Genomic DNA, 20,007 nt, shown 5'->3' on the forward strand with positions numbered 1-20,007 from the left:
CGCGGCGATGTCGCCGTTCGGAAGGATGTCCCGAACCGGCGGGCACGGGGTACCGGTCTGCTCGGCGGTCACGAGTATCGCGGCGGCCCGCTCGACGGTGTCACCGACGTCGACGGCGAGGGTTCCGCCTGGTGTCACGCCCTGCGGCTGGGTTCCGTTGGTGGCGCTCATGGACGTGCCTCACTGACCTTCGCACGTCGGCGCGGTTCAGGCATTGTCTTCTCCTCGGCACGCGCGGGTAGTCCGTCGCAGCCCCTGCAACGACGTGTCTCGACGCCGTTCACGGATGGGTGCTTGGTCGGCCAGCGGCAGGAACGCACGCCAGCTGTCATGGGTATAGGCAGCCGACCTGATCAGCCACAACGAGCCGTTCCGTGATGCGAAACGCGGTGAACGTGGCAACCCTCACGGGCAGTTCCGGGAATTCGGCGACGGCAGAAACACCGGAGCATCGGCTGCGACGACTCCGAACAGCTGGCCTTTCTCCGCGTGCGGAGACCCGTTGGTGGTCGGCGCGACGTCACGCCGACCACCAACGGGCGGGTGTGCTGCCGTCAGGCGGCGCAGTGGTAGCTGCTGGCCACCTTCCGGTCGCCCTGGCCGTTGTAGCGGGCGATCTCGGGGTAGAGGCAGATGTTACGGGTGATGGTTCCCTCGGTGAGGCTGCTGGCCGAGGACGTCAGGGTGGCCGGGGCCTGGCCGTTCTCGACCCAGTTCACCAGGGAGGCCAGCACGTTGGTGGGAACCGGGCCGTTCCCGCCGATGCCGCAGTGCCCGACACCGGGAGCGAGGAACAAGCGGTAGAAATCGTTGGTGCTCGCGGCACCGCCCATTGTCGCCTGCACGCGCTGGTAGTACTTCACCGTGCCCTGCGGGAAGATCAGCTGGTCGGCCAGGCCGTGCCAGCCGATGATTTTCCCGCCCCGGTCCTTGAACGCGGTCAGGTCGGGGTTGTCGGTGCCGATGATGGCCTTGTATTCGGTCTGCGACTGCCCGATCAGCGTCAGCAGCTGGGAAGGCGTGATGGTCGCGATGTCCGCCGACGGCTGCTTCAGCAGGAAGTACTTGACCCAGTCCGCGATCAGCGAGTTCGGTGAACCGCTCCGCCGGCCCAGCAGGTCCGAGGTGGTGCCGGCGACCATGTCGATCGCGGCGCCCTTCGGGAGCCCGTTCCATACCTGCTGGCCGTCGGCCGTCTTCGGGCCCTCCCAGATCCTGCGCACGACCTCGGCGTCGTTCGCGGTGATCGTCTGGAAGACCAGGTCACAGAACACGACCTTGCCGATCAGGCTGCGGGGATCGAAGTTGCAGGTCTCCGGCTGGTTGATGAGACCACCGGCGACCGTGTCACCCTGGTTGCAGGCCGCGATGGCCGCGTCGGTGAAGACCTTGAACTTGCAGGCGCTCGGGTAGGTCTTCAGGTCGTTCATCACCACCTGCGGCCACAGCTCCGCCGGGACGAAGGTGTCCCAGTTGATCGCCGGGGCCGAGGCCATGATGCCGTCGTAGTCGGCCGGGTAGCGCTGGGCCTCCATCATTCCCTGGCGGCCGCCGGTGGAGCAGCCGTTCCAGTAAGAGTAGGAGGCCTGCTGGCCGTAGAAGCTGGCGACTACCTGCTTCGCGGCCACCGTCATGTCGTGGATGGAGCGGTGCGCGAAGTTGGTGAGCAGCCCCGTGTTGACTGTGCCGTCCGCCTTCAGCGCCCAGGCGCTGGGGCTGAGCGGGTTGAAGCCGATGCCGGAGTCCGTCGCCGCGGCGGCGTAGCCCTCCTTCACGGCCGAGGGAAGCGTCGCGACGCTTTCACCCAGGCTGATACCGCCCAGCTGCAGGCTGGTCGCGTACCCGCCACCGCCGGTTCCCTGGAAACGCCCGTTCCAGGTGCTGGTCGGCAGCCACACCGTGACCTGCACCTTGTCATCGTCACCGGGGTGGGTGAGTGAGAGCGTCACCTCGCAGTGAGCCGGCACGCCCAGCAGGATGTCGGTCGCCTTGTCGGAGGTCGACATCGACTGGACGGTCGCACCTGCAACCGTCGGCTGCGCGACGTTCTTGCAACCCGTCCCGGTTGCGGCGGATGCCGGGCTCAGCAGCATCCCCTGCACTGTCAGCGCCGCCACCGTGCTGGCCACGGTGAACAGCGTTAACAGGCGTCTTGCGGGTTTCCTCATAGTGCCCCTTCTTGTGTGCGCCGTGCGGCGGCCACCGCCCGGCAAGGCCCCCCCGGACCGGAAATGGCTGGTCTGGTGCCCGAAGAGCTGCTCGGGCCACGGCTCTAGAGCCGGTCTCCGCCCGCACCCGAGGCGAATCCACGGACGCGGATCCCGCCGTCCGCCTGGATCGCGTGGCCGGTGACAGTGCCGCTCTGGGACCGTGCGGCGAGGAGAACGTAGGAACCCGTCAGGTCCGCCGGGTCCACGCTGGCATCGTGCAGCGGTATCGGCGGCGCCGGTGCGTCGGCGGGCCTGTTGTCGAACGACGCCGCGAGCGAGCGGTTCCCGAGCGCGAGGGCCTCCGGGCCCCGCAGGTCGGTGCGCATGGCGCCGCAGGCGACCCCGTTGACGCGCACCTTCGGCGCCAGTTCGTAGGCCAGCTCGCGCATCAGGCCGAGGCAGGCGTGCTTGCTGGCCGTGTAGATCGGGCCGCCGCCGTTGACGTGGAACGAGGCGTTGGACAGCGTCATGACGATGCTGCCGCGTGCCCTGACCAGCTCTCGCCAGGCGGCTTCGGCGGCCAGCAGGTAGCCCTTGACGTTGATCGCGAAGATCTCGTCGAACGCCGCGTCCAGCTCGTCCGCGGACAGGCGGGTGAGGTGGCGCTGGTAGTCCCAGACACCGGCGTTGGCGACCAGGGTGTCGAGGTGGCCGAAGCGGTCGACGGCTTCGGCGACCGCGCGGTGCAGGTCCGGGCTCGACCGGACGTCCCCGGCCACGGTGTGGACCCGTTTGGGGTCGGCCGACTTCTCGCGGGCGCTGTCGAGCCGGGCGCCGTCGCGGTCCAGGATGACGACGCAGGCGCCCTCGGCGACGAACCGCTCGGCGACGGCCGCGCCGATCCCGGACGCGCCACCGGTGATCAGGGCGACGTCCCCGTCCAGCCATCCGGTCATGCTTCGGGCCCCAGGAAGTCGGTGACCAGGCGCTCGAACTCGCGCGCCCGCTCCAGCTGCACCCAGTGCCCGCAGCCGCCGAAGACGTGCAGCTGGACGTCGTGGATCTGCTTGAGCATGATCTGGGCGCCTTCCAGCGTGATCGTCCGGTCGTCGCGCCCCCACAGCAGCAGCGTCGGCGCCTTGATCAGGTGCAGGTCACGCCACAGCGGATCCATGCCGCCGCGCCTGGCGAACGCCGCGTTGTACAGGTGGTAGAAGGCGATGTGGCTCTCGTCCAGCGAGGCCTCGTAACGCGCGCGGACGACGTCCGCACCGAACTGCCGGTGGTCGAAGACCATCGTCCGGATGAACGCCGCCATCTTCTTCTCGCTGGGCCCGCCGCCGTTGTAGTAGCGGAACATCTCCTTCTGGCCCTCGGTGGGCGTGGGCCCGAACGGGAGCCAACCACCGCCGGGAGCCATCAGCACCAGCTTCTCGACCCGGTCCCGGTGGGCCTGCGCGAACGCGATCGCCGCCGCGCCGCCGAGGCTGTTGCCGAGCAGGTGGAAGCGCTCGACGCCCAGCCCGTCGAGCGCCTCGGCCAAGGCGTCGACCGTGATCGCGGTGATCGACCGGGCGTCGAGATCGGCCTCGGTGGGCCGGTAGCTGCCGCCGAATCCGGGCTGGTCGGGCAGCACCACCCGGAAACGCCTGGTCAGCGAAGGGAGGTTCTGGTGGTAGTTGCTCACACCCGAGGCACCCGGCCCGCCGCCGTGCAGCATGACCAGCACCGGACCGGTGCCAGCCTCGGCGACGGCGATCTCGCCGAGTGCGGTGGCCACCTGGTGGGTCCTCAGCGCGACTTCACTGATGGTAGTCACGATGGTTCCTTCGCAAGAGAAGCGGTGGGTGATGGGAACGCGGTGCGAAACTGACTGGAATCAGAAGCCGGAATCAGAAGAAGATGCTGATGTTCTTCGCCAGCAGAACATTCTGGTCGAGCAGGATCGTGCGGCGCACAATCAGCAGCCCATCACCGGTGCGGCGCAGAATGTCCGTGCGCTCGCCGGCGAACAGGTTCTCCTCACGCTGAAGCCGGTTACGGTAGACGAGAAAGTTGGACCGGACGGCGTATACCGCTGTGTCGCCGTCCGCGCCGGTCGCCGCGAGGTCGTCGGTGGGGTTGGCGTGACGTACCCGGACGTTGGTGATCAGGTGCCGGGTCCGCGACGGCGGGTCCTCGGCCCAGGCCGTGCCGGAGTCGAACCGGCGGATCCGCCATTCCAGACTCGACTTCGTCTCGTCGTAGAAGGCGGCTTCGCCACGCGCGGCGACAGACAGGGCCTGCTGTCTGCGCAACCGGTCCGTCCGGGTCGGCATCCAGTAGACGAGGTCGTCGGCGAGCAGTTCGAGCCATTCGGAGAACCGGCACTCGTCGAGCAGCTCGGCCTCGCGATAGTAGAACTGCTCGACCTCAAAATGAGTGCTCAGGTCAGAGTGGCGGTCATCGGCAGCCAGAAATGGCGTCGCGACGCGATCGGACGTGGTGCTCACGCTTCATTCGATCCCTTCAGAAGCGGCGGCGGCCATGCGGCGTGCCGCCCAGCGGCACGTCATCCACGTAACAGTCGGCGGAGATTCGTCGACGGGTCGGCGAGCAGATCCGCGTCTACCGGAATTGCGCCGTCGAGAAGTCTGCGGGCCGTGCGCACGGCGAAGGTGTCGTCGACGGACACGGCACCGACCAGCGTGGTGCCGCGGAATCCGAACACTGCGAACGGCTCGTCGCCCAGACGGCCGCGGACGACGGTGCGGTCCGCCGCGGCCATCCGGCCGACCGTTTCGATGTGCCGGCCATGGCGGTCGCTCCAGAACCAGGGAGCTGACGCCACCGGCGCCGGTCGGCCGAGCAGCGTGGCCGCCGCACGCTCTCCGTCGCGCCGGGCCGCGTCCCAGTGCCCTGCCTGTGTGCCGTCCGCGCGGCTGCGGGTCACGTCGCCGACCGCCAACACCGCCGGATTCGAGGTGCGCTGGGCCGAATCGACCAGAATCCCTCGATCCACCTCTAGCCCAGCGGCTTCGGCGAGCGGGGTCGCCGCGACCATCCCGACACCCAGCACAACCAGGTCGACGACGCGAGCCTCCTTCTCGCCGCCGAGCAGGGCCTCGATACCGCGGGATGTCCGCCGCAATGAGGCGATGCCGGCGGCGACGGTGTCGATTCCCCGCGTTCGGTGCTGATCATGTAGCCAGGCGGCCAGTTCCGGTCCGACCGCGGCGGCGAGCGGGGGCGCCGCCGGGTCGGCCAGGACGACCGCGCACCCCAGCCCGGCCAGGGTGGACGCGACCTCCGCGCCGATGAGGCCAGCGCCGATCACCAGAGCGCGTGACGCCGCGGGCAGGGCGTCGCGAAGCCGGCCCGCGTCCTCGACAGTGCGCAGCACCTGGACGCCGACCTCCGCGGCGCCGGGGATCGGCAGGCGCGCGGCCGTGCCTCCGGTGCCGAGGACGACGCGGTCAGCCGGCAGGGTGGTGCCGTCGGCGAGTTGGACCAGCCCTTGCCCCGGGAGCAACGCCGTGACCTGCGCTCGCCGTATGAGCCGGACGGACTGCGTTTCGTACCAGCCGGCGGGCTTGAGCGCGATCTGCTCGAAGTCTCGCTTGCCGGCCAGATAGTCCTTGCTCAGCGGTGGCCGATCGTAAGGGAACTCGCCGGCGTCGACCAGAGTGAGCGTGCCGTCATAGCCACCCGCGCGCAGGGCGGCCACCGTGCTGACGCCTGCGACACCACCGCCCACAATGACGATTCGGCCCGGCGTGGCGCTCATGACGAAGTCTCGTTCGGGAAGAGGTACACCTCGCCGTCCCGGACCTCCACCCGATGGGCGACGGCGTCCCGGGTCGCGGGCAGACCCTCCACCTTCCCGCTGCGCAGGCAGAACCGGCTCGCATGCAGCGGGCACTCGACGTGCCCTTTCTCGACCCAGCCTTCGGCGAGGGACGCCGTCTCGTGGGTACAGGTGTCGTTGAGCGCCCACACCGACCCGTCGTCGTCACGCAGCAGCGCGATGTCGTCCTCGGTGCCGGTGACGGCCCGGTCGACCGTGATGCCCTCGCCCTCGGGGATGTCGTCGAGGGCGGCGACCCGGATACCGGTGCCGCTCATCTGTCCACCTCATACCAGGCCGGCGTGTTCATCAGTGACTGCCAGCGGCGGTAGAACGCCCGGCCGGCGGCATCGCTGTACAGCTCGCTGGTCTTCCCCGGGTAACGTCCGTCCTCGCGTTCGGACCCGAGACCCATCTGGTAGTTGAGCGGGACGCTGTTCGTGACGAACCCGCGGGAGATGGCCTGAACCTCGCTCCAGTTCTCCCCGTCGTCCGCCTCGAAGACCCCGCTGGGCCCGAAGGTGCGCAGGTTGTAAAGGCGCTGAGCCTCCTTGACCTCGTCCGGCATGGACCTGTCGACCAGGGTCCAGGCCCACACCTCCATCCGGTCCGGGCCCTTCGGGTGCCAGACCCGGACGCTGCCGTTGACCGGCAGGTAGGAGAAGTTGGGGAACACCGTGGCGTGCCCGTTGGTCATCGGACCCTCGACGCGTGCGTCACCGAGGCGCGCGCGAGCCGCCTCGTAGTCGAACCACTGATGCACAGCGAGGGCGTCGAAACGGTTCTTCGGATGAACCGGGAACCCGGCACCATGGCCGTTCGGGTCGACGTATTGGCGGCCTGCGCGGTGGACGATCTCGTCCCTGGGGCTCTTGCCGGCCGGTGCCAGGAGCATGAGAGCCGACGCGTGGCTCATGTTGACGTGGTACCAGTCGGTCGCGAACTGTTCGGCCGACAGCTTCCAGTTGCCTTCCAGAACCCACTTGTGGACGCCGCCCACCACCTCGGTGCCGGCGCCGTCGTGGTCGAGCATCGCGTCCATGTACCAGGCCATGCCACCCAGCGCCTCGCGCAACGACGGCGCCCGCGGGTTCCACGTGCCGAAGATCAGACCGCGGTGGTTCTCGACCCTGGGCACCTCGACCAGACCCCAGTCGGCGGTATCGAAGCGGTCCGGATAGCCCTCCCTGTTCGGAACGCTGACGAGCCGGCCTTCGAGGTCGTACGCCCAGCCGTGGTAAGTGCAGGTGAAGTTGCGGGTCGTGCCGGCATCGGCGCGGCATACCCGGGCGCCCCGGTGGCGGCAGGAGTTCAGGTAGGCGCGGACCGCGCGGCTCTTGTCCATGGTGACGATGACCGGGTCCTCACCCATGTAGGTGGTGAAGAAGTCGCCGGGCCTGCGGAACTGGTCGGTGTGGGCGAGGAAGAGCCAGCTGGGCGCGAAGACCCGGCGCAGTTCCTGCTGGTAGATCTGGTGGTCGGTGAAGATCGCCCGGTCCAGCAGACCGCCGTCCGCGTCCACCAACCCGGAGACATCGATGGTCGGAGTCAACTCGGACGGACGGTGCAGCGGGCCGGCCGGGGTCGCGGTAGGCCGACCCGCGCGGCCGGCCAGCTCAGGGGTCGACGTCATCGAATCTCCTCTCCCTCTGTCGTGGGGCCGGCTGTTCGTGGAGACAGCTCGGTGCGGACAGGCCCCGGAATGGGCGCCATCACCGGCTCCGACACGGAGCGCAGTTCATCGCGGATCGATCCGGACATATACCGCCACCTGACCTGTCTGGCAGCAACCCGTCCGGCCTCGTCCTCCCAGATGGGATGAGGGCATCGGCCAACGAGACCGGACGGGAGCGACGCGACCGCAGCAGGCCCGTTCGCGGTCACAGAACCAGGGAAACCAACACCGGCCCGGCTCCGCCAGCACCCGTGCCACAGGACGGCACGGGTGCTGTCCGACCTGGCGGCAGCCGTTGCATGTTGACGCCATGCTCGCAGCACGTGCCGTTTCGCAAAGCGACACCGACCCGCTCTCCGGCCTCGTGGTCGGCGAGGTCTCCGTCCCCGAGCCCCGGCCTGGCTGGTCCGTGGTGCGGGTGATCGCCTCGTCGATCAACATGCATGACGTCTGGACGCTGCGCGGTGTCGGCCATCCCGCCGACCGGCTCCCGATCACGCTGGGCTGTGACGCGGCCGGCATAGACGAGAACGGGAACGAGGTCATCGTCTACCCGGTGATCGCCAACCCGGACGCCGGAGGAGGTGACGAGACCCTCGACCCGAACCGGGCGCTGCTCTCCGAGCGTCACGACGGCGCGTTCGCCCAGTACCTGACGGTGCCCACCCGCAACCTCGTGCCCAAGCCTGCGTGGCTGTCCTTCGACCAGGCCGCGTGCCTGCCCGTCGCGTGGACCACCGCATACCGCATGCTGTTCACCCAGGCGAAGATCACCGCTGGCGACCGGGTGCTAGTCCAGGGCGCGGGCGGCGGGGTCGCCTCGGCCGCGATCAGCCTCGCCGCCGCCGCCGGAGCCGTGGTCTACGCGACCAGTCGCAGCGAGGACAAGCGGGAGAAGGCACTGGCCTGGGGCGCACGCCAGACCTTCCCGACCGGTGCCCGGCTGCCGGAGAAGGTCGACGTCGTCATCGAAACCGTCGGGGAGGCGACCTGGTCGCACTCGCTGCGGTCACTGCGGCCCGGCGGGACCATCGTCGTCGCCGGCGCGACCAGCGGCACGAATCCGCCGGCGGATCTGGCCCGGGTCTTCTACCTCCAGCAACGCATCCTCGGCTCCACCGGCTGCACTCGACCCGAGCTCGTCGCCATGCTGCGGATGATGGACGCCACCGGTGTGCGTCCAGTCATCGACCGGACACTGCCCCTGAACGAGATCGACAAGGGTTTTCAGCTCATGCTCGACGGCCAACACACCGGAAAGATCGTCGTTCATCCGCCTGCTCCGCGCACGCAGGTTCGAGAAGGGGAAGCCTGATGCCCACCGCGCTCGTAGGACTGTCCCACTCCCCGCTGATCGGCAAGAACGACCCGGCGGCCGACGTCGTCGCGGCCGTTGACGAGGCTGTGGCGAACGCCCGGAGCTTCATCCGGGAGTTCGCCCCCGACCTCGTGGTCCTCTACGCGCCGGATCACTACAACGGCTTCTTCTACCGCGAGATGCCACCGTTCTGCCTGGCCACCGAGGCTCACGCGGTCGGGGACTTCGGCTCCGCGGCCGGGGCGCTTTCGGTCGATTCCGCTGCCGCGACCGCCCTCGCCGCCGGGGCGCTCGAGCAGGGCGTCGATCTGACGGTCTCCGCACGAATGACCGTGGACCACGGATTCGTCCAGCCGTTGCAGGTGCTCTTCGGTGGTATCGATCAGGTTCCCGTCGTCCCGATCTTCGTCAATGGGGTCGCGGCACCGTTCGGCCCGGTCAGCCGCGTTCGGGCGCTGGGCACCGCCGTCGGCCGGGCGGCCGCCGACCTCGGCCGACGGGTCCTGTTCCTCGGTTCCGGCGGCCTCTCGCACGATCCACCCGTGCCCGTCCTGGCCGGCGCGCCGCCACGTGTCGCCGACGCCCTGATCGAGGGGCATCCACCCACCCCCGAACAGCGCGCCCGCGGCGAGGAGCGCGTCGTCCAGGCCGGCCGCGCCTACGCGGACGGCTCGACCACCATGATCCCGATCAACCCCGTCTGGGACCAACTGGTCCTCGACACCTTCGCGGGCGGCAGGCTGGAGGATGTCGACTCCTGGACGGTCGAGTGGATGGGCGCCGAAGGCGGCGGCTCCGGGCATGAGACCCGCACCTGGGTCGCCGCGTTCTCATCGCTGGCTGCCAGCGGCCCCTACGCCATGACGTCCCGGTTCTACCGGCCGATCCCGGAATGGATCGCCGGTTTCGCCGTCGCCACCGCGCTCCCCCTCGGGGACGGGTAGTCGGACCTGCACGTGATCGCGTCGACCTCTCGTCGGACCTCCCCACCGCGAGGCGCGCCTGTGCGCTGGCCACGCGAGGCTCGGCTACCATTCCGTGCCCCGTCACGCCGAAGTGCGACGGAGCGCGCCGCATACCGACGATGCCGCCCCGCAAGCGGAAACGGAATCCCGGTTCGGCGCGTCATGCCCTCATCTATGACGGCGGCGCTGAATCGCTATTTCACGCTGTCCACCGGTACCCATGGCTGACCGCTGCCTGCCCCAGCCCTACGTGTTCCGTACAGCGGCACGACCGGTGGAAGAGGAACGTGTTGTCAGCGTCTCATGTCGGGACCCGGCGACGTGTCCGGACTTACCGGGTGACACCCGTGAAGACACCTCGGACATCATGAAAGGCAGCAGCGCGATGCATCTGAAAGGGCCGGGAGGCCCCGGCCCGTCAAGTCCCGGTGGCGTCGGAGCACAGGCCTGCGCCGGAACGCCCCCACGGTCGGTCCCGGCCGTGGCCACGGAGTCCTTCGGCGCCGTCGCCACAACGTGCCCACTCACCGCCGCCGCGACGGCTGCGTCGTCGCCGGCACACGCGCCGAGGCGACCCAGCGGGCCGCGCTGCCTGGCCACCATCTATCCGTCCGTGAACCCGCCGACCGAAATCGCGCCGAACTGCCGCCGCCCGCCAGCCGTACTGCCTTCCCGCGTTGTCCGACCGTCGCGCAAGGATTCGTCATGACAGCTGTCGACATCAGCCCCGCAGCCGCGCTCTACCGTCGCGCGCGGTACGCGCCGGACACGGCCGCCCTCCACTACGAGGGGCGCACCATCGCCGCCGGCGAGGTCGCGCGGACCGTCCGCCAGCTCGCCGCCGGACTTACGCGCATCGGTCTGGCGAAAGACGACCGGGTGGCCTACCTGGGCTACAACAGCCCTGTCCTGCTGGAAGCCATGCTCGCCGCGGCGCATCTCGGCGCTGTCTTCGCACCGCTGAACTTCCGCCTCGCGGCAACCGAGATCCGTCAGATCCTGCTCAACTGCGATGCCCGGGTCCTGATCGTCGAGGAGGGCCACCGCGCACTGGTCGAGTCCGTCCGGGCCGACCTACCGACCCACGACTACGTCCTCGTCGACACAGATCCCGCATGCCCCGCACCCGAGCAGCCGGTCCCAGGCTGGCTGCCGCTGTCGACACTGCTCGCCGAGCCCGCGGACGACTTCGTGCCGGTAGCCCGCCACGAGAACGACATCGCGGCGCTTCTCTACACCTCGGGCACCACCGGGCTCCCCAAGGGCGTGATTCTCACGCATGGCAACATCTGGTGGAACGCGGTCAATGTCGACAGCGTGGTCGACACCCGCCACAACGACGTGACGCTGGCTGTGGCCCCCCTGTTCCACATCGGTGGGCTGAACGCACTCACGCTGCGCACGTTGTTGCGCGGAGGACTCGTCATCGTTCGCCGCGCCTTCGAGCCACAGCAGTTCCTCGACGATCTCATCGAGTTCAGGGTCGGTGTCCTCTTCGCGGTTCCCGCCATGTTCGCGGCGGTAGCCCGGCTGCCCGGGTTTCCCACCGCCGACCTCGGCGCGCTGCGGTCGGCGATCGTCGCCGGCGCGCCAGTACCGCCCGCGCTGATCCGGGACTACGCGGCGCGCGGTGTCCTGCTGCAGCAGGCGTGGGGGCTCACGGAGACAGCCCCGTTCGCGACCTACCTTCCAGCCGAGCTGACCATGGACAAGCTCGGCTCGGCCGGAGTCCCCATGCCCTACACCAAGGTCCGCCTGGTCAGACCGGGCACCGACACCCCTGTCGACGCCGCGGACCTCCGCGGTGAACTGTGCGTCCAGGGCCCGAACGTGACGCCTGGCTACTGGAAGAATCCCGAGGCGACGGGCACGGCGTTCGACAGCGCGGGATGGTTCCACACCGGCGACATCGCCTACCGCGACCAGGACGGCTTCTACTACGTCGTCGACCGCCTCAAGGACATGATTATCAGTGGCGGTGAGAACGTCTATCCGGCCGAGGTCGAACGGGTGATCATCGAGCACCCCGATGTAATGGACGTCGCCGTCGTCGGTATCTCCGATCCCCGTTGGGGCGAGACCGTCGTAGCCATCCTGAGCTGTCGTCCGGGTGCCGAACCGACGATCGAACAGATACGTGACTTCGCCGGACTCCAGCTCGCTCGTTACAAGCTCCCGACCCAGCTGAGGATAATCGATTCGATTCCTCGGAACCCCAGCGGAAAGCTCGTCAAAGGCCCACTACGGGAATGGGCCGAAAAGATCCAGGGCACGACGACGAACGTCCCTGCCTGACCTCGGTTTCTCCGCCGCCTGCGGTACGCGTGCCGCGCCATCGACGCCGCGCCGCAGGCCCGCCCGAAGCGTCGGCGCACCAGTCCTCCTGGTATGGCGGCCAGGACGACGGGCCGTCTCACACCTGGCCTTGGACCTGCCTCCCTGTCACCGCAGCCTGCCTTCCGGCCGCCGGAGACCGGCGCATGACTCGTCGCCCCTCCTGTCGCCAGTAGGCCCGGTCCTCCACTCAGAAGGCCCCCATCACCGGTCGGCAGCTCGTGCCCGCCGCCTCAGTTCTTCGTCGACGACATCCTCGGCATCGCCAATAAAACCCCGCAAAGAGGCCCATGTGTTAGAAGTAGCCGACCTGTCGGTAAGCTATGGCGGCGCGGTCCAAGCCCTGCGAAAGGTCTCGCTTCAGGTTCCCGAACACGGCGTTCTCACCGTGCTGGGCAGCAACGGCGCCGGTAAGAGCACCCTGTTACGCGCGGTCTCCGGGACGCTGGGCCGACATGGCGGTCGCCGGGATAGCGGCACCATCACCGTCGACGGGGCACCAATTCACAAACAGGACGCCGCCTCTATCGTCCGCACCGGAGTGGTCCAAGTACCCGAAGGGCGACGTGTCTTCGGTCGCATGACCGTCGAGGACAACCTCCGCGCCGGTGCCGCGGCAGCTCGCAGTCGCGCAGCGGTGGCCCGCGCACGGGAACGCGTCAACGAGCTCTTCCCGATCCTGGTCAGCCGATCGAGACAACCAGCCGCGCTCCTGTCCGGAGGAGAGCAGCAGATGCTCGCGATCGGACGGGCCCTCATGTCCGACCCACGCCTCCTGCTCCTCGACGAACCGTCCCTGGGCCTGGCGCCGATGATGATCCAGCGAGTCGGCGAAATCGTCGCGGAGATCCACAAGCAGGGTGTCTGCGTCGTGTTGGTCGAACAGAACGCGACCATGGCTCTCGCGCTGGCTGACACAGCGGTGGTGCTTGACGTCGGGCAGGTCAGTCTCGCCGGCAGCGCCGCCGCGCTCGCGGCATCCGAGCAGGTGCAGCGGCTGTACCTCGGCCACGGCGCGCAGGCGGTCGGCCCGGAAGTGATCCGGCCGGACAGCACAGACGGCTCCGTCGGTGACGATGGTCGTGAACGGGCCGCAGGCACCAGAACACTGACGAGGTGGCAACCGTGAACGCTCCCGGCGGCCCCATTCCCGGCGGAGGATCGACCGCGACGGACGAGACGCTGCGGAGCCGAGCGGACGGCTCTGCAGCGTCGCCCCCCAGGCGGGACAGAAATCAGCAGTCGGAGGAGCAGGCACCGCAGCGCCTTCGCATCGAAGGCGTCAGTGTCACGTTCGGCGCCCTCAAGGCGCTCTCCGACGTCTCGATCTCGGTCGAGCCCGGCCACATCCACGCGATCATCGGACCGAACGGGGCCGGCAAGTCGACGCTGTTCAACGTGCTGTCCGGCCTGTACAGCACCAGCGCAGGCAAGGTATGGCTCGGGAACACCGAGCTGACCTCACGGAGGCCGCACCAGATCACCGAGCTCGGAATCGGGCGCGCCTTCCAGAACATCGCCCTCCCATCACATGCGACCGTCGCCCGCAGTCTCATGCTGGGCCGCCATCATCTGACGCGGGCCGGTTTTCTCCGAACCGGGCTCCGCCTACCATCGACGATCCGCGAGCAGGAACGCCACCGCGCCCGGGTTCGGGAGATCGCCGAGTTCCTCGGTCTCGGCGACCTGTTCGACGTCGAGGTCAGCGGCCTGTCCTACGGCGACCGAAAGCGCGTTGAGGTCGGCCGCGCGCTGGCCACCGAGCCACGCGTCCTCCTCCTCGACGAGCCGGTGGCCGGAATGAACGCCACCGAGTCCTCCCGGATGGCCGGTCAGCTGCGTGCGATCCGGGAGTCGCTCGGCGTCACCATTCTGCTCGTCGAGCACGACATGGCGATGGTGATGGCCATCGCCGACCGCGTGACCGTACTGGATTTCGGCACCGTCATCGCCAGCGGGACGCCCGCAGAGATTCAGCGTGACCCCGACGTCATTCGCGCCTACCTGGGCTCCGCGGACGGAATCTCCAAAGCACCGTCAGACGCCCCTCCCACTTCCTGGAGGGATAAACTGTGAGTACCTTCCTCTCTCTGCTTTTCAACGGGCTGGCGGTCGGAGCGGTATACGCACTGATCGCACTCGGCTTTGTGATCATCTTCCGGTCCAGCGAGGTGCTGAACTTCGCGCACGGCGCCATTGTCCTGCTCGGCGCCTACGTCGTCGCCCGGACGCATGATTCCCTGGGTTTCGCGGGTGCGGTAGTGCTCGGTGTCGCGGCCGCGGCGGCGATGGCCGCCCTCATCGAACTACTCCTCGTCCGCCGGCTCCGCAACGCGCCAGCCATCAGCCTCACCATCATGCTGCTCGGCGTCGACATCCTGATTACGACTGATCTCACCCGCCGTATGGGATCCGACATCCTCGGCCTAGGACATCCCTGGGGGGCCGATGTCGTCAGTCTGGGTGGCGTGGCCATCTCGGCGAACCGTCTGATCGCCTTCCTTGTGGCAGCTGTCGTAATCGCCGGTCTCTTCGCCGCATTCCGCTTCACCTCCTGGGGAGTCGCCATGCGCGCTGCGGCCGAGGATCCGGAGGCCGCGCAGCTCATGGGAATCAGACTGGGCCGGGTGGCACTGACCTCTTGGCTGCTCGCGGGGGCTCTCGCCGCGGCGGCGGGACTCTTCCTCACCGGCAGCCCGACCCCGGGCCTCGAACCGGGCATTCGAACAGTCGCGTTCGCTGCTTTTCCCGTCGCCGTCCTGGGCGGATTGGACTCTCCCGGAGGAGCGCTTATGGCGGGCCTGCTGATCGGAGTGTCCGAATCGCTCGCCGCCGGCTACCAGGACGATCTGCTGTTCCTTGGACGCGGTATCGGGGAGGTCGTGCCCTACATCGTCATGGTCGTCGTTCTTCTCATTCGGCCCTCCGGGCTGGCGGGGACAAAGGAGCTGAACCGTGTCTAGGGCGAAACTCCCGGGGCTCCTGGGCGCACTCACCAGCCTTCGCCGTTGGCCGACAGTCGCTCTCTTCGCGATAGCTGTCGTAATTCCGTTCTACGCGGACGAGTTCTGGCTGCGAACCGGTTTCGCGGTGTTCGCCGCGGTCATTGGTGCCGTGGGCCTGAACCTGCTGAGCGGGACAACCGGGCAGCTCTCCCTCGGCCATGCATTCTTCCTCGCCGTCGGCGCCATCTCCTACTCCTTTCTGTCAGGCGAGGGCTCCGGCGGCATCAGCGGGCTCGGTCTGCCACCACTGTTGGCGATGATCATCGCCGTGGCCGTAAGCGGGCTCGCCGGGCTGCTGTTCAGCCCGGTCGCGGCCCGGGTCCGCGGTCTGTACCTCGCGATCGCCTCGCTTGGTCTTGTCGTCGCCGGCCAGCACATCCTCAACACGGCGACGCCGTTGACCGGCGGATTCAATGGACGATCGGTGCCGGACTTCTCGTTGCCCGGATTCTCGTTCAGCGACTCCGATCCGGATCTGACGGTGCTCGGAGTCCCCTTCGGACAGGCTGAACGCCTGTGGTACCTGGGTTTGCTGCTCGCCGCGCTGTCAATCATCTTCGCGAACAACCTGCTGCGTGGTCGCAGCGGAGTGGCACTCGAGGCCGTGCGAGACAATCCACTGGCGGCCGCGGTCAACGGAGTGGATGTCGCGGCCTATCGAGCACGCGCCTTTCTACTGTCCTCGATGTATGCGGGACTCTCTGGAGTCCTCTACGCTCTTTCGGTCGGAAGTGTAGCGCCCGAGTCCTTCACCATTGAGGTATCAGTCCAGTACCTGGTTATGATTGTTCTGGGTGGACTTGGCTCGATGGGAGGCGCGGCGGCCGGAGCGGCGTTCGTGACCGCGCTCCCGCTCGTACTTCAGCAGTACAGCGATTCTCTGCCGTTCCTGTCCGCCCCCGGCAGCGGCGGTGTCAGCTACGCCGATGCCGCCCGTTTCGCCTACGGTGCGGCTGTTGTGCTGATCGTCCTCGTGGAGCCAACGGGTGCCGCTGGCCTTGCTCGCCGGGCACGCAAACACCTCCGAGGCCCGGCTTCGAGCAGCGACACTAATGACCGGGAGCGGAAAAAATCAACCTCTCGGACCTCGACACAGAATTCGGCACCAATGGTGGCAGCGGCCGTGATCGCTGCCAGTCCGGACACCATCCCCGAAAAATAACCCTTTCCCCTGGAGAGGGGCCGGGGGAAGTCAATCACTCTCGGCCGTGATTCTTGTTTCTTGCTTACTGAAGGGAAAGATTGTAATGAGTAACACGGAGCGCATAGCCGCGGATTCGTCGTTTTCCGCGCCGACTGGTACACGGTCAGAGGGGCGGGGTCGCCGACGGATCACGCTGCGGAGCGCGGGAATCTGCGTCACAGTCACCGTCTTAGCCATCTCCGCATGCAGCACCAAGGGGCAGAGCACGACGACGGGCGACACCAGCGGCTCGGCCAAGATTGGCGCCGGAATCAAGGGCGACACGATCACGCTCGGCGTACTTACCGACGCCACCGGGGTCTTCGCCGCCCTCGGAAAGGAACTAACGGCTGGCCAGCAGATCTTCTGGGACGAACGCAACGCCGAGGGCGGTGTGTGCGGCACCTACAAGGTGAAGCTGGATGTCAAGGATCACGGCTACAACGTCCAGAACGCCACCTCCCTATACTCCGGTATGCGCGGTGATGTGCTCGGTATCCAGCAGCTGCTCGGATCCGCGATGACCGCGGCCCTGTCCAAGCGCATCGAACAGGACTCGATCGTCACCATCCCCCTGACCTGGGCCGCAAGCCTCACCGACAACCCGGACATGGCGCTACTGGGCCCGACCTACGACGTCGAGGTCGTCAACGGCTTGGACTACCTGCTCGAGGAGAAGAAGATCGCGTCTGGCGACGCGATCGGCGTGATCTACCTCGAGGGTGACTGGGGCGCCACCACACTCGCGGGCGCGTCCTTCTTCGCCAAGAAGCACAACATGCGAGTCGTGGAGCAGAAGGTCACTCCGAGCGACCAGGACATGACTGCTCAGATCACAGCGCTGCGCGCCGAAGGAGTCAAGACGGTCCTGCTCGCGACGTCCCCGGGCCAGACCGCCTCGGCAGCTACCGTCGCCGCGACACAGGGACTGAACGTCCCGTTGGTCGGGAACAACCCCACCTTCTCCCCGGGACTGCTGAACACCCCGGCCAAGGATGCCCTGATCGCCAACTACTACAACATCAGCCCCTACCCGGCCTACGACCAGGCCGTTACCCAGGAGCCCCTCACGGCGTACCAGAAGAAGTTCCCTGGCTCAGCGCCGAGCGTCACGATGCTGTCCGGATTCGCCTCCGCGCATGTGATGTCGGAGATCCTCGAAGAAGCATGCAGGAAAGGCGACCTCACCCGCGAGGGAGTTGTCCAAGCCAAGCAGAGCCTCGCCAGCATCGATACCGGTGGGCTCCTCGGCAAGCTCGACTACAGCAAGCCCGGAGTGAGCCCCAGCCGCGAGAACTACGTGCTCCGAGCCGCGAGCACCAGCGGTGGGCTGACCACTGTCCGAGCGCTGTACTCCGGCCCGACCGCAAAGGAGTACAGCCGCAGCGGAAGCTGATCGGCGTCTACTGCGAGGCGCCAGCGGGCCTCAACCGCGTGACGGATGTGTTCTACCCGGACCCGCAGGTGGGTCGGCTGTTCGGGCCACAGATGAAGGCGTTCAAGGCATGAGACACCACCCGCCTGGCCAGGCGAGATACGCGGCACTCGATTCAGCCGAGCTCGCACCCTTGCCGGATGACTAGCTGGCGGCCCCTTGGATCCCACTTGAACCGTTCCGGCTTGGGGACATGGCGCGCAGGGTGCCCAGCTGTGAGTAGCCACCGGAGGAACCGGTCCCTCCGGTGGCTGCTACCAGCCAGCGCGCGTGGGTCCCGCCGTCGAACCGCGCAGCGGGATCAGCGCTTCGGTGGCCGGCTGGGGGTCATCTCGGCGGAGAGGCGTGCTGCGCCGTCGAGCCGAATGACCTCCCCGTTGAGGTAGGGATTGCGGATGATTGCCTCCGCGAGCAGGGCATATTCCTCAGGCCTGCCCAGCCGTTTCGGGAACAGGACGTCGCGTACGAGCAGCTCCTGGACCACGGGGTTCGACAGCCGTGGTGTGGCGAACGCCCCGGGTGCGATAGCGCATACCCGGACGCCGATCGCGGCGAGGTCGCGCGCCATGGGCAGCAGCATCGCGACGATCGCCCCTTTGGCCGCGGCGTAGGGAACCATGGTCGCCTGGCCGTCGAACGCACTGATCGACGCCGTCTGCACGACGACTCCACGCTGCCCGTCCTCGTCCGGCGCGTTGGCGCTGAAGGCCGATGCCGCGAGCCGGGTGAGGTTGAACGGGCCACACACGTGCAGGTCCAGATTCGCGCGCAGCACCTCTGTTGACATGATCGACCCGTCACCTCCGACGAGCCGTGGGCTGGGGATGACGACGCCCGTCGCGCTGACGGCGATGGAGAAGACGCCGAGGGCCTGCGCCGCCGAGATCGCGGCGGCCACGGCCTCGTCGTCGTTGCTGTCGCCGGTCACCGCTTTGACCGTGGGACCCAGTTCGGCGACGAGTGCCCCTGCGCGGTCTGCATCGGGATCGAGCACGACGACACCGACTCCCAGCGTGGCCAGGCGCCGCACCGTCGCTCCTCCGAGGCCACCCGCGCCTCCTGCGACCACCGCGGCCTTACCTACGAGCTCCATGGACTTCCTTCCACAAGTGTGATCGCCGAGCTCGTCGCGTATCTCCTGCGGCCGGTGCACGAGCGCGCGGCAGGGACGCGAGCTGACCATCATTTCTTCTGCCTGTCACCTAGCCCTGCGACCGCCGGCAGATCGGATGCGCAGGAGGGAAATCAGGGAGGCGTCGCGAGGTGGGCCGACAACCACGGTTGGCCGTCGGCACGGTTACCCGTCGACGACGCCGATCGCTCTCTTTGGGCAGGCCGCCGCAGCTGCGCGTTACCGCCCCACGTCAGATGTACATGCCGCCGTTGACGCCGATGATCTGACCGGTGATGTAAGCCGCGTCGTCGGAGACGAGGAACGACACGGCGTTGCCGATGTCGGCGGGCGTGCCGGCCCGGCCGAGCGGGACCATCGCACTGACCGCTTCGAGGAACTGCTCCGCGCCACCGGCCTGGCCTGCCTCGTGGTGGGCCATCGGGGTGTCGACGATAGTCGGCGGGACCGTGTTGACGGTGATGCGGTGTTCGGCGAGCTCGCGGGCGAGCGCCTTGGTGAGGCCGATGACACCGCCCTTGCTGGAGACGTAGTGCGCCATCGCCGGCGCGCCCGACTGGGCGCTTGAGGACGAGATCGTGACGATCCGGCCGTACTTCGCATCGATCATGTCCGCCACGGCGGCCTGGATCGTGTGGAAGACGCCGGTGAGGTTCACCGCGATCATCCTGTCCCAGGTCGCCTGATCGAGCCGCACGAACGGGACCATGTTCGAGATGCCGGCGTTCGCGACGACGATGTGGATCGGCCCGAACTGCTCGCGCACCGTCGCGTAGGCGGCCTCGATCGAGGCGCGGTCGGAGACGTCCACAGTGATCGGCAGGACGGTGCCGCCGGCCGCGGTGAGCTCGAAGGCGAGCTTCTCGACCTTCTCTCCCTGCCAGTCGAGCATCGCGACCCTGTGACCGTCCGTCGCCAACCGGGTGGCGATCCCAGAACCGATGCCCTCGGCGGCACCCGTGACGACAGCGACCCGACCCATTC

General features: G+C 68.0%; 17 protein-coding genes. 8 read left to right on the plus strand and 9 right to left on the minus strand.

What is annotated here, in order from left to right; genetic code table 11:
- Positions 1-554 precede the first annotated feature (554 nt).
- The 7 genes from FREUN1FDRAFT_RS23720 to FREUN1FDRAFT_RS23750 form a co-directional block, all read right to left on the minus strand.
- Complete coding sequence (locus FREUN1FDRAFT_RS23720; RefSeq protein ID WP_006542760.1) at positions 555-2,168, minus strand: tannase/feruloyl esterase family alpha/beta hydrolase; 1,614 nt, start codon at positions 2,166-2,168, stop codon at positions 555-557.
- Between the two features lie 104 nt (positions 2,169-2,272).
- On the minus strand, positions 2,273-3,106 hold the full coding sequence (locus FREUN1FDRAFT_RS23725) for an SDR family NAD(P)-dependent oxidoreductase (protein WP_006542761.1): 834 nt from the start codon (positions 3,104-3,106) through the stop codon (positions 2,273-2,275).
- The gene (locus FREUN1FDRAFT_RS23730; protein WP_006542762.1) at positions 3,103-3,969 is read right to left on the minus strand and encodes an alpha/beta fold hydrolase; all 867 of its coding nucleotides are present in this window, start codon (positions 3,967-3,969) and stop codon (positions 3,103-3,105) included. The genes FREUN1FDRAFT_RS23725 and FREUN1FDRAFT_RS23730 overlap by 4 nt, the downstream gene beginning before the upstream one ends.
- A gap of 73 nt (positions 3,970-4,042) precedes the next feature.
- Complete coding sequence (locus tag FREUN1FDRAFT_RS23735) at positions 4,043-4,642, minus strand: 3-phenylpropionate/cinnamic acid dioxygenase subunit beta (protein ID WP_006542763.1); 600 nt, start codon at positions 4,640-4,642, stop codon at positions 4,043-4,045.
- A 59-nt stretch (positions 4,643-4,701) separates the two neighbouring features.
- Positions 4,702-5,916 (minus strand): NAD(P)/FAD-dependent oxidoreductase, encoded by a 1,215-nt coding sequence (locus tag FREUN1FDRAFT_RS23740; RefSeq protein WP_006542764.1) that lies wholly within the window; start codon positions 5,914-5,916, stop codon positions 4,702-4,704.
- On the minus strand, positions 5,913-6,254 hold the full coding sequence (locus tag FREUN1FDRAFT_RS23745) for a non-heme iron oxygenase ferredoxin subunit (RefSeq protein ID WP_006542765.1): 342 nt from the start codon (positions 6,252-6,254) through the stop codon (positions 5,913-5,915). The genes FREUN1FDRAFT_RS23740 and FREUN1FDRAFT_RS23745 overlap by 4 nt, the downstream gene beginning before the upstream one ends.
- Positions 6,251-7,609, minus strand: a complete 1,359-nt coding sequence (locus FREUN1FDRAFT_RS23750) for an aromatic ring-hydroxylating dioxygenase subunit alpha (RefSeq protein ID WP_006542766.1) — start codon at positions 7,607-7,609, stop codon at positions 6,251-6,253. Before FREUN1FDRAFT_RS23750 ends, FREUN1FDRAFT_RS23745 begins: the two co-directional genes overlap by 4 nt.
- A gap of 352 nt (positions 7,610-7,961) precedes the next feature.
- Between FREUN1FDRAFT_RS23750 and FREUN1FDRAFT_RS23755 the strand changes: the two genes are divergently transcribed.
- The 8 genes from FREUN1FDRAFT_RS23755 to FREUN1FDRAFT_RS23790 all read left to right on the plus strand — a co-directional run bounded on the left by FREUN1FDRAFT_RS23755 (position 7,962) and on the right by FREUN1FDRAFT_RS23790 (position 17,852).
- Positions 7,962-8,966 carry a zinc-binding dehydrogenase gene (locus FREUN1FDRAFT_RS23755; RefSeq protein WP_006542767.1) on the plus strand — a complete coding sequence of 335 codons (1,005 nt, stop codon included), beginning with the start codon at positions 7,962-7,964 and terminating at the stop codon, positions 8,964-8,966.
- Positions 8,966-9,913, plus strand: coding sequence for a 3-carboxyethylcatechol 2,3-dioxygenase (locus FREUN1FDRAFT_RS23760; RefSeq protein WP_006542768.1), 948 nt, complete (start codon positions 8,966-8,968; stop codon positions 9,911-9,913). The genes FREUN1FDRAFT_RS23755 and FREUN1FDRAFT_RS23760 overlap by 1 nt, the downstream gene beginning before the upstream one ends.
- Positions 9,914-10,639: 726 nt before the next feature.
- Complete coding sequence (locus tag FREUN1FDRAFT_RS23765) at positions 10,640-12,229, plus strand: long-chain fatty acid--CoA ligase (protein ID WP_006542769.1); 1,590 nt, start codon at positions 10,640-10,642, stop codon at positions 12,227-12,229.
- A gap of 331 nt (positions 12,230-12,560) precedes the next feature.
- Positions 12,561-13,397 carry an ABC transporter ATP-binding protein gene (locus FREUN1FDRAFT_RS23770; protein ID WP_006542770.1) on the plus strand — a complete coding sequence of 279 codons (837 nt, stop codon included), beginning with the start codon at positions 12,561-12,563 and terminating at the stop codon, positions 13,395-13,397.
- The gene (locus FREUN1FDRAFT_RS23775; RefSeq protein WP_006542771.1) at positions 13,394-14,344 is read left to right on the plus strand and encodes an ABC transporter ATP-binding protein; all 951 of its coding nucleotides are present in this window, start codon (positions 13,394-13,396) and stop codon (positions 14,342-14,344) included. Before FREUN1FDRAFT_RS23770 ends, FREUN1FDRAFT_RS23775 begins: the two co-directional genes overlap by 4 nt.
- Entirely contained in the window at positions 14,341-15,231 is an 891-nt protein-coding gene (locus FREUN1FDRAFT_RS23780) for a branched-chain amino acid ABC transporter permease (RefSeq protein ID WP_006542772.1), read from the plus strand. The genes FREUN1FDRAFT_RS23775 and FREUN1FDRAFT_RS23780 overlap by 4 nt, the downstream gene beginning before the upstream one ends.
- Positions 15,224-16,435 (plus strand): branched-chain amino acid ABC transporter permease, encoded by a 1,212-nt coding sequence (locus tag FREUN1FDRAFT_RS23785; RefSeq protein WP_006542773.1) that lies wholly within the window; start codon positions 15,224-15,226, stop codon positions 16,433-16,435. Before FREUN1FDRAFT_RS23780 ends, FREUN1FDRAFT_RS23785 begins: the two co-directional genes overlap by 8 nt.
- 85 nt (positions 16,436-16,520) lie before the next feature.
- Positions 16,521-17,852 carry an ABC transporter substrate-binding protein gene (locus tag FREUN1FDRAFT_RS23790; RefSeq protein ID WP_006542774.1) on the plus strand — a complete coding sequence of 444 codons (1,332 nt, stop codon included), beginning with the start codon at positions 16,521-16,523 and terminating at the stop codon, positions 17,850-17,852.
- Positions 17,853-18,192: 340 nt separating this feature from the next.
- On the opposite strand, the gene FREUN1FDRAFT_RS23795 is transcribed toward FREUN1FDRAFT_RS23790, so the two are convergent.
- Positions 18,193-18,984 carry an SDR family NAD(P)-dependent oxidoreductase gene (locus FREUN1FDRAFT_RS23795; RefSeq protein WP_006542775.1) on the minus strand — a complete coding sequence of 264 codons (792 nt, stop codon included), beginning with the start codon at positions 18,982-18,984 and terminating at the stop codon, positions 18,193-18,195.
- A gap of 271 nt (positions 18,985-19,255) precedes the next feature.
- Positions 19,256-20,005: an SDR family NAD(P)-dependent oxidoreductase gene (locus tag FREUN1FDRAFT_RS23800; RefSeq protein ID WP_006542776.1), complete on the minus strand. Its 750-nt coding sequence runs from the start codon at positions 20,003-20,005 to the stop codon at positions 19,256-19,258.
- Between the last annotated feature and the right edge of the window lie 2 nt (positions 20,006-20,007).

This window comes from Parafrankia sp. EUN1f, from assembly GCF_000177675.1.
In the GTDB taxonomy this organism is placed as follows: Bacteria; Actinomycetota; Actinomycetes; order Frankiales; family Frankiaceae; genus Parafrankia.

What these genes read in the sequence shown, in the direction of transcription:
- FREUN1FDRAFT_RS23720 (WP_006542760.1), bottom strand. Translation starts at nt 2,168, where the DNA reads ATGAGGAAACCCGCAAGACGCCTGTTAACGCTGTTCACCGTGGCCAGC.
- FREUN1FDRAFT_RS23725 (WP_006542761.1), bottom strand. Translation starts at nt 3,106, where the DNA reads ATGACCGGATGGCTGGACGGGGACGTCGCCCTGATCACCGGTGGCGCG.
- FREUN1FDRAFT_RS23740 (WP_006542764.1), bottom strand. Translation starts at nt 5,916, where the DNA reads ATGAGCGCCACGCCGGGCCGAATCGTCATTGTGGGCGGTGGTGTCGCA.
- FREUN1FDRAFT_RS23745 (WP_006542765.1), bottom strand. Translation starts at nt 6,254, where the DNA reads ATGAGCGGCACCGGTATCCGGGTCGCCGCCCTCGACGACATCCCCGAG.
- FREUN1FDRAFT_RS23750 (WP_006542766.1), bottom strand. Translation starts at nt 7,609, where the DNA reads ATGACGTCGACCCCTGAGCTGGCCGGCCGCGCGGGTCGGCCTACCGCG.
- FREUN1FDRAFT_RS23755 (WP_006542767.1), top strand. Translation starts at nt 7,962, where the DNA reads ATGCTCGCAGCACGTGCCGTTTCGCAAAGCGACACCGACCCGCTCTCC.
- FREUN1FDRAFT_RS23760 (WP_006542768.1), top strand. Translation starts at nt 8,966, where the DNA reads ATGCCCACCGCGCTCGTAGGACTGTCCCACTCCCCGCTGATCGGCAAG.
- FREUN1FDRAFT_RS23765 (WP_006542769.1), top strand. Translation starts at nt 10,640, where the DNA reads ATGACAGCTGTCGACATCAGCCCCGCAGCCGCGCTCTACCGTCGCGCG.
- FREUN1FDRAFT_RS23790 (WP_006542774.1), top strand. Translation starts at nt 16,521, where the DNA reads ATGAGTAACACGGAGCGCATAGCCGCGGATTCGTCGTTTTCCGCGCCG.
- FREUN1FDRAFT_RS23795 (WP_006542775.1), bottom strand. Translation starts at nt 18,984, where the DNA reads ATGGAGCTCGTAGGTAAGGCCGCGGTGGTCGCAGGAGGCGCGGGTGGC.
- FREUN1FDRAFT_RS23800 (WP_006542776.1), bottom strand. Translation starts at nt 20,005, where the DNA reads ATGGGTCGGGTCGCTGTCGTCACGGGTGCCGCCGAGGGCATCGGTTCT.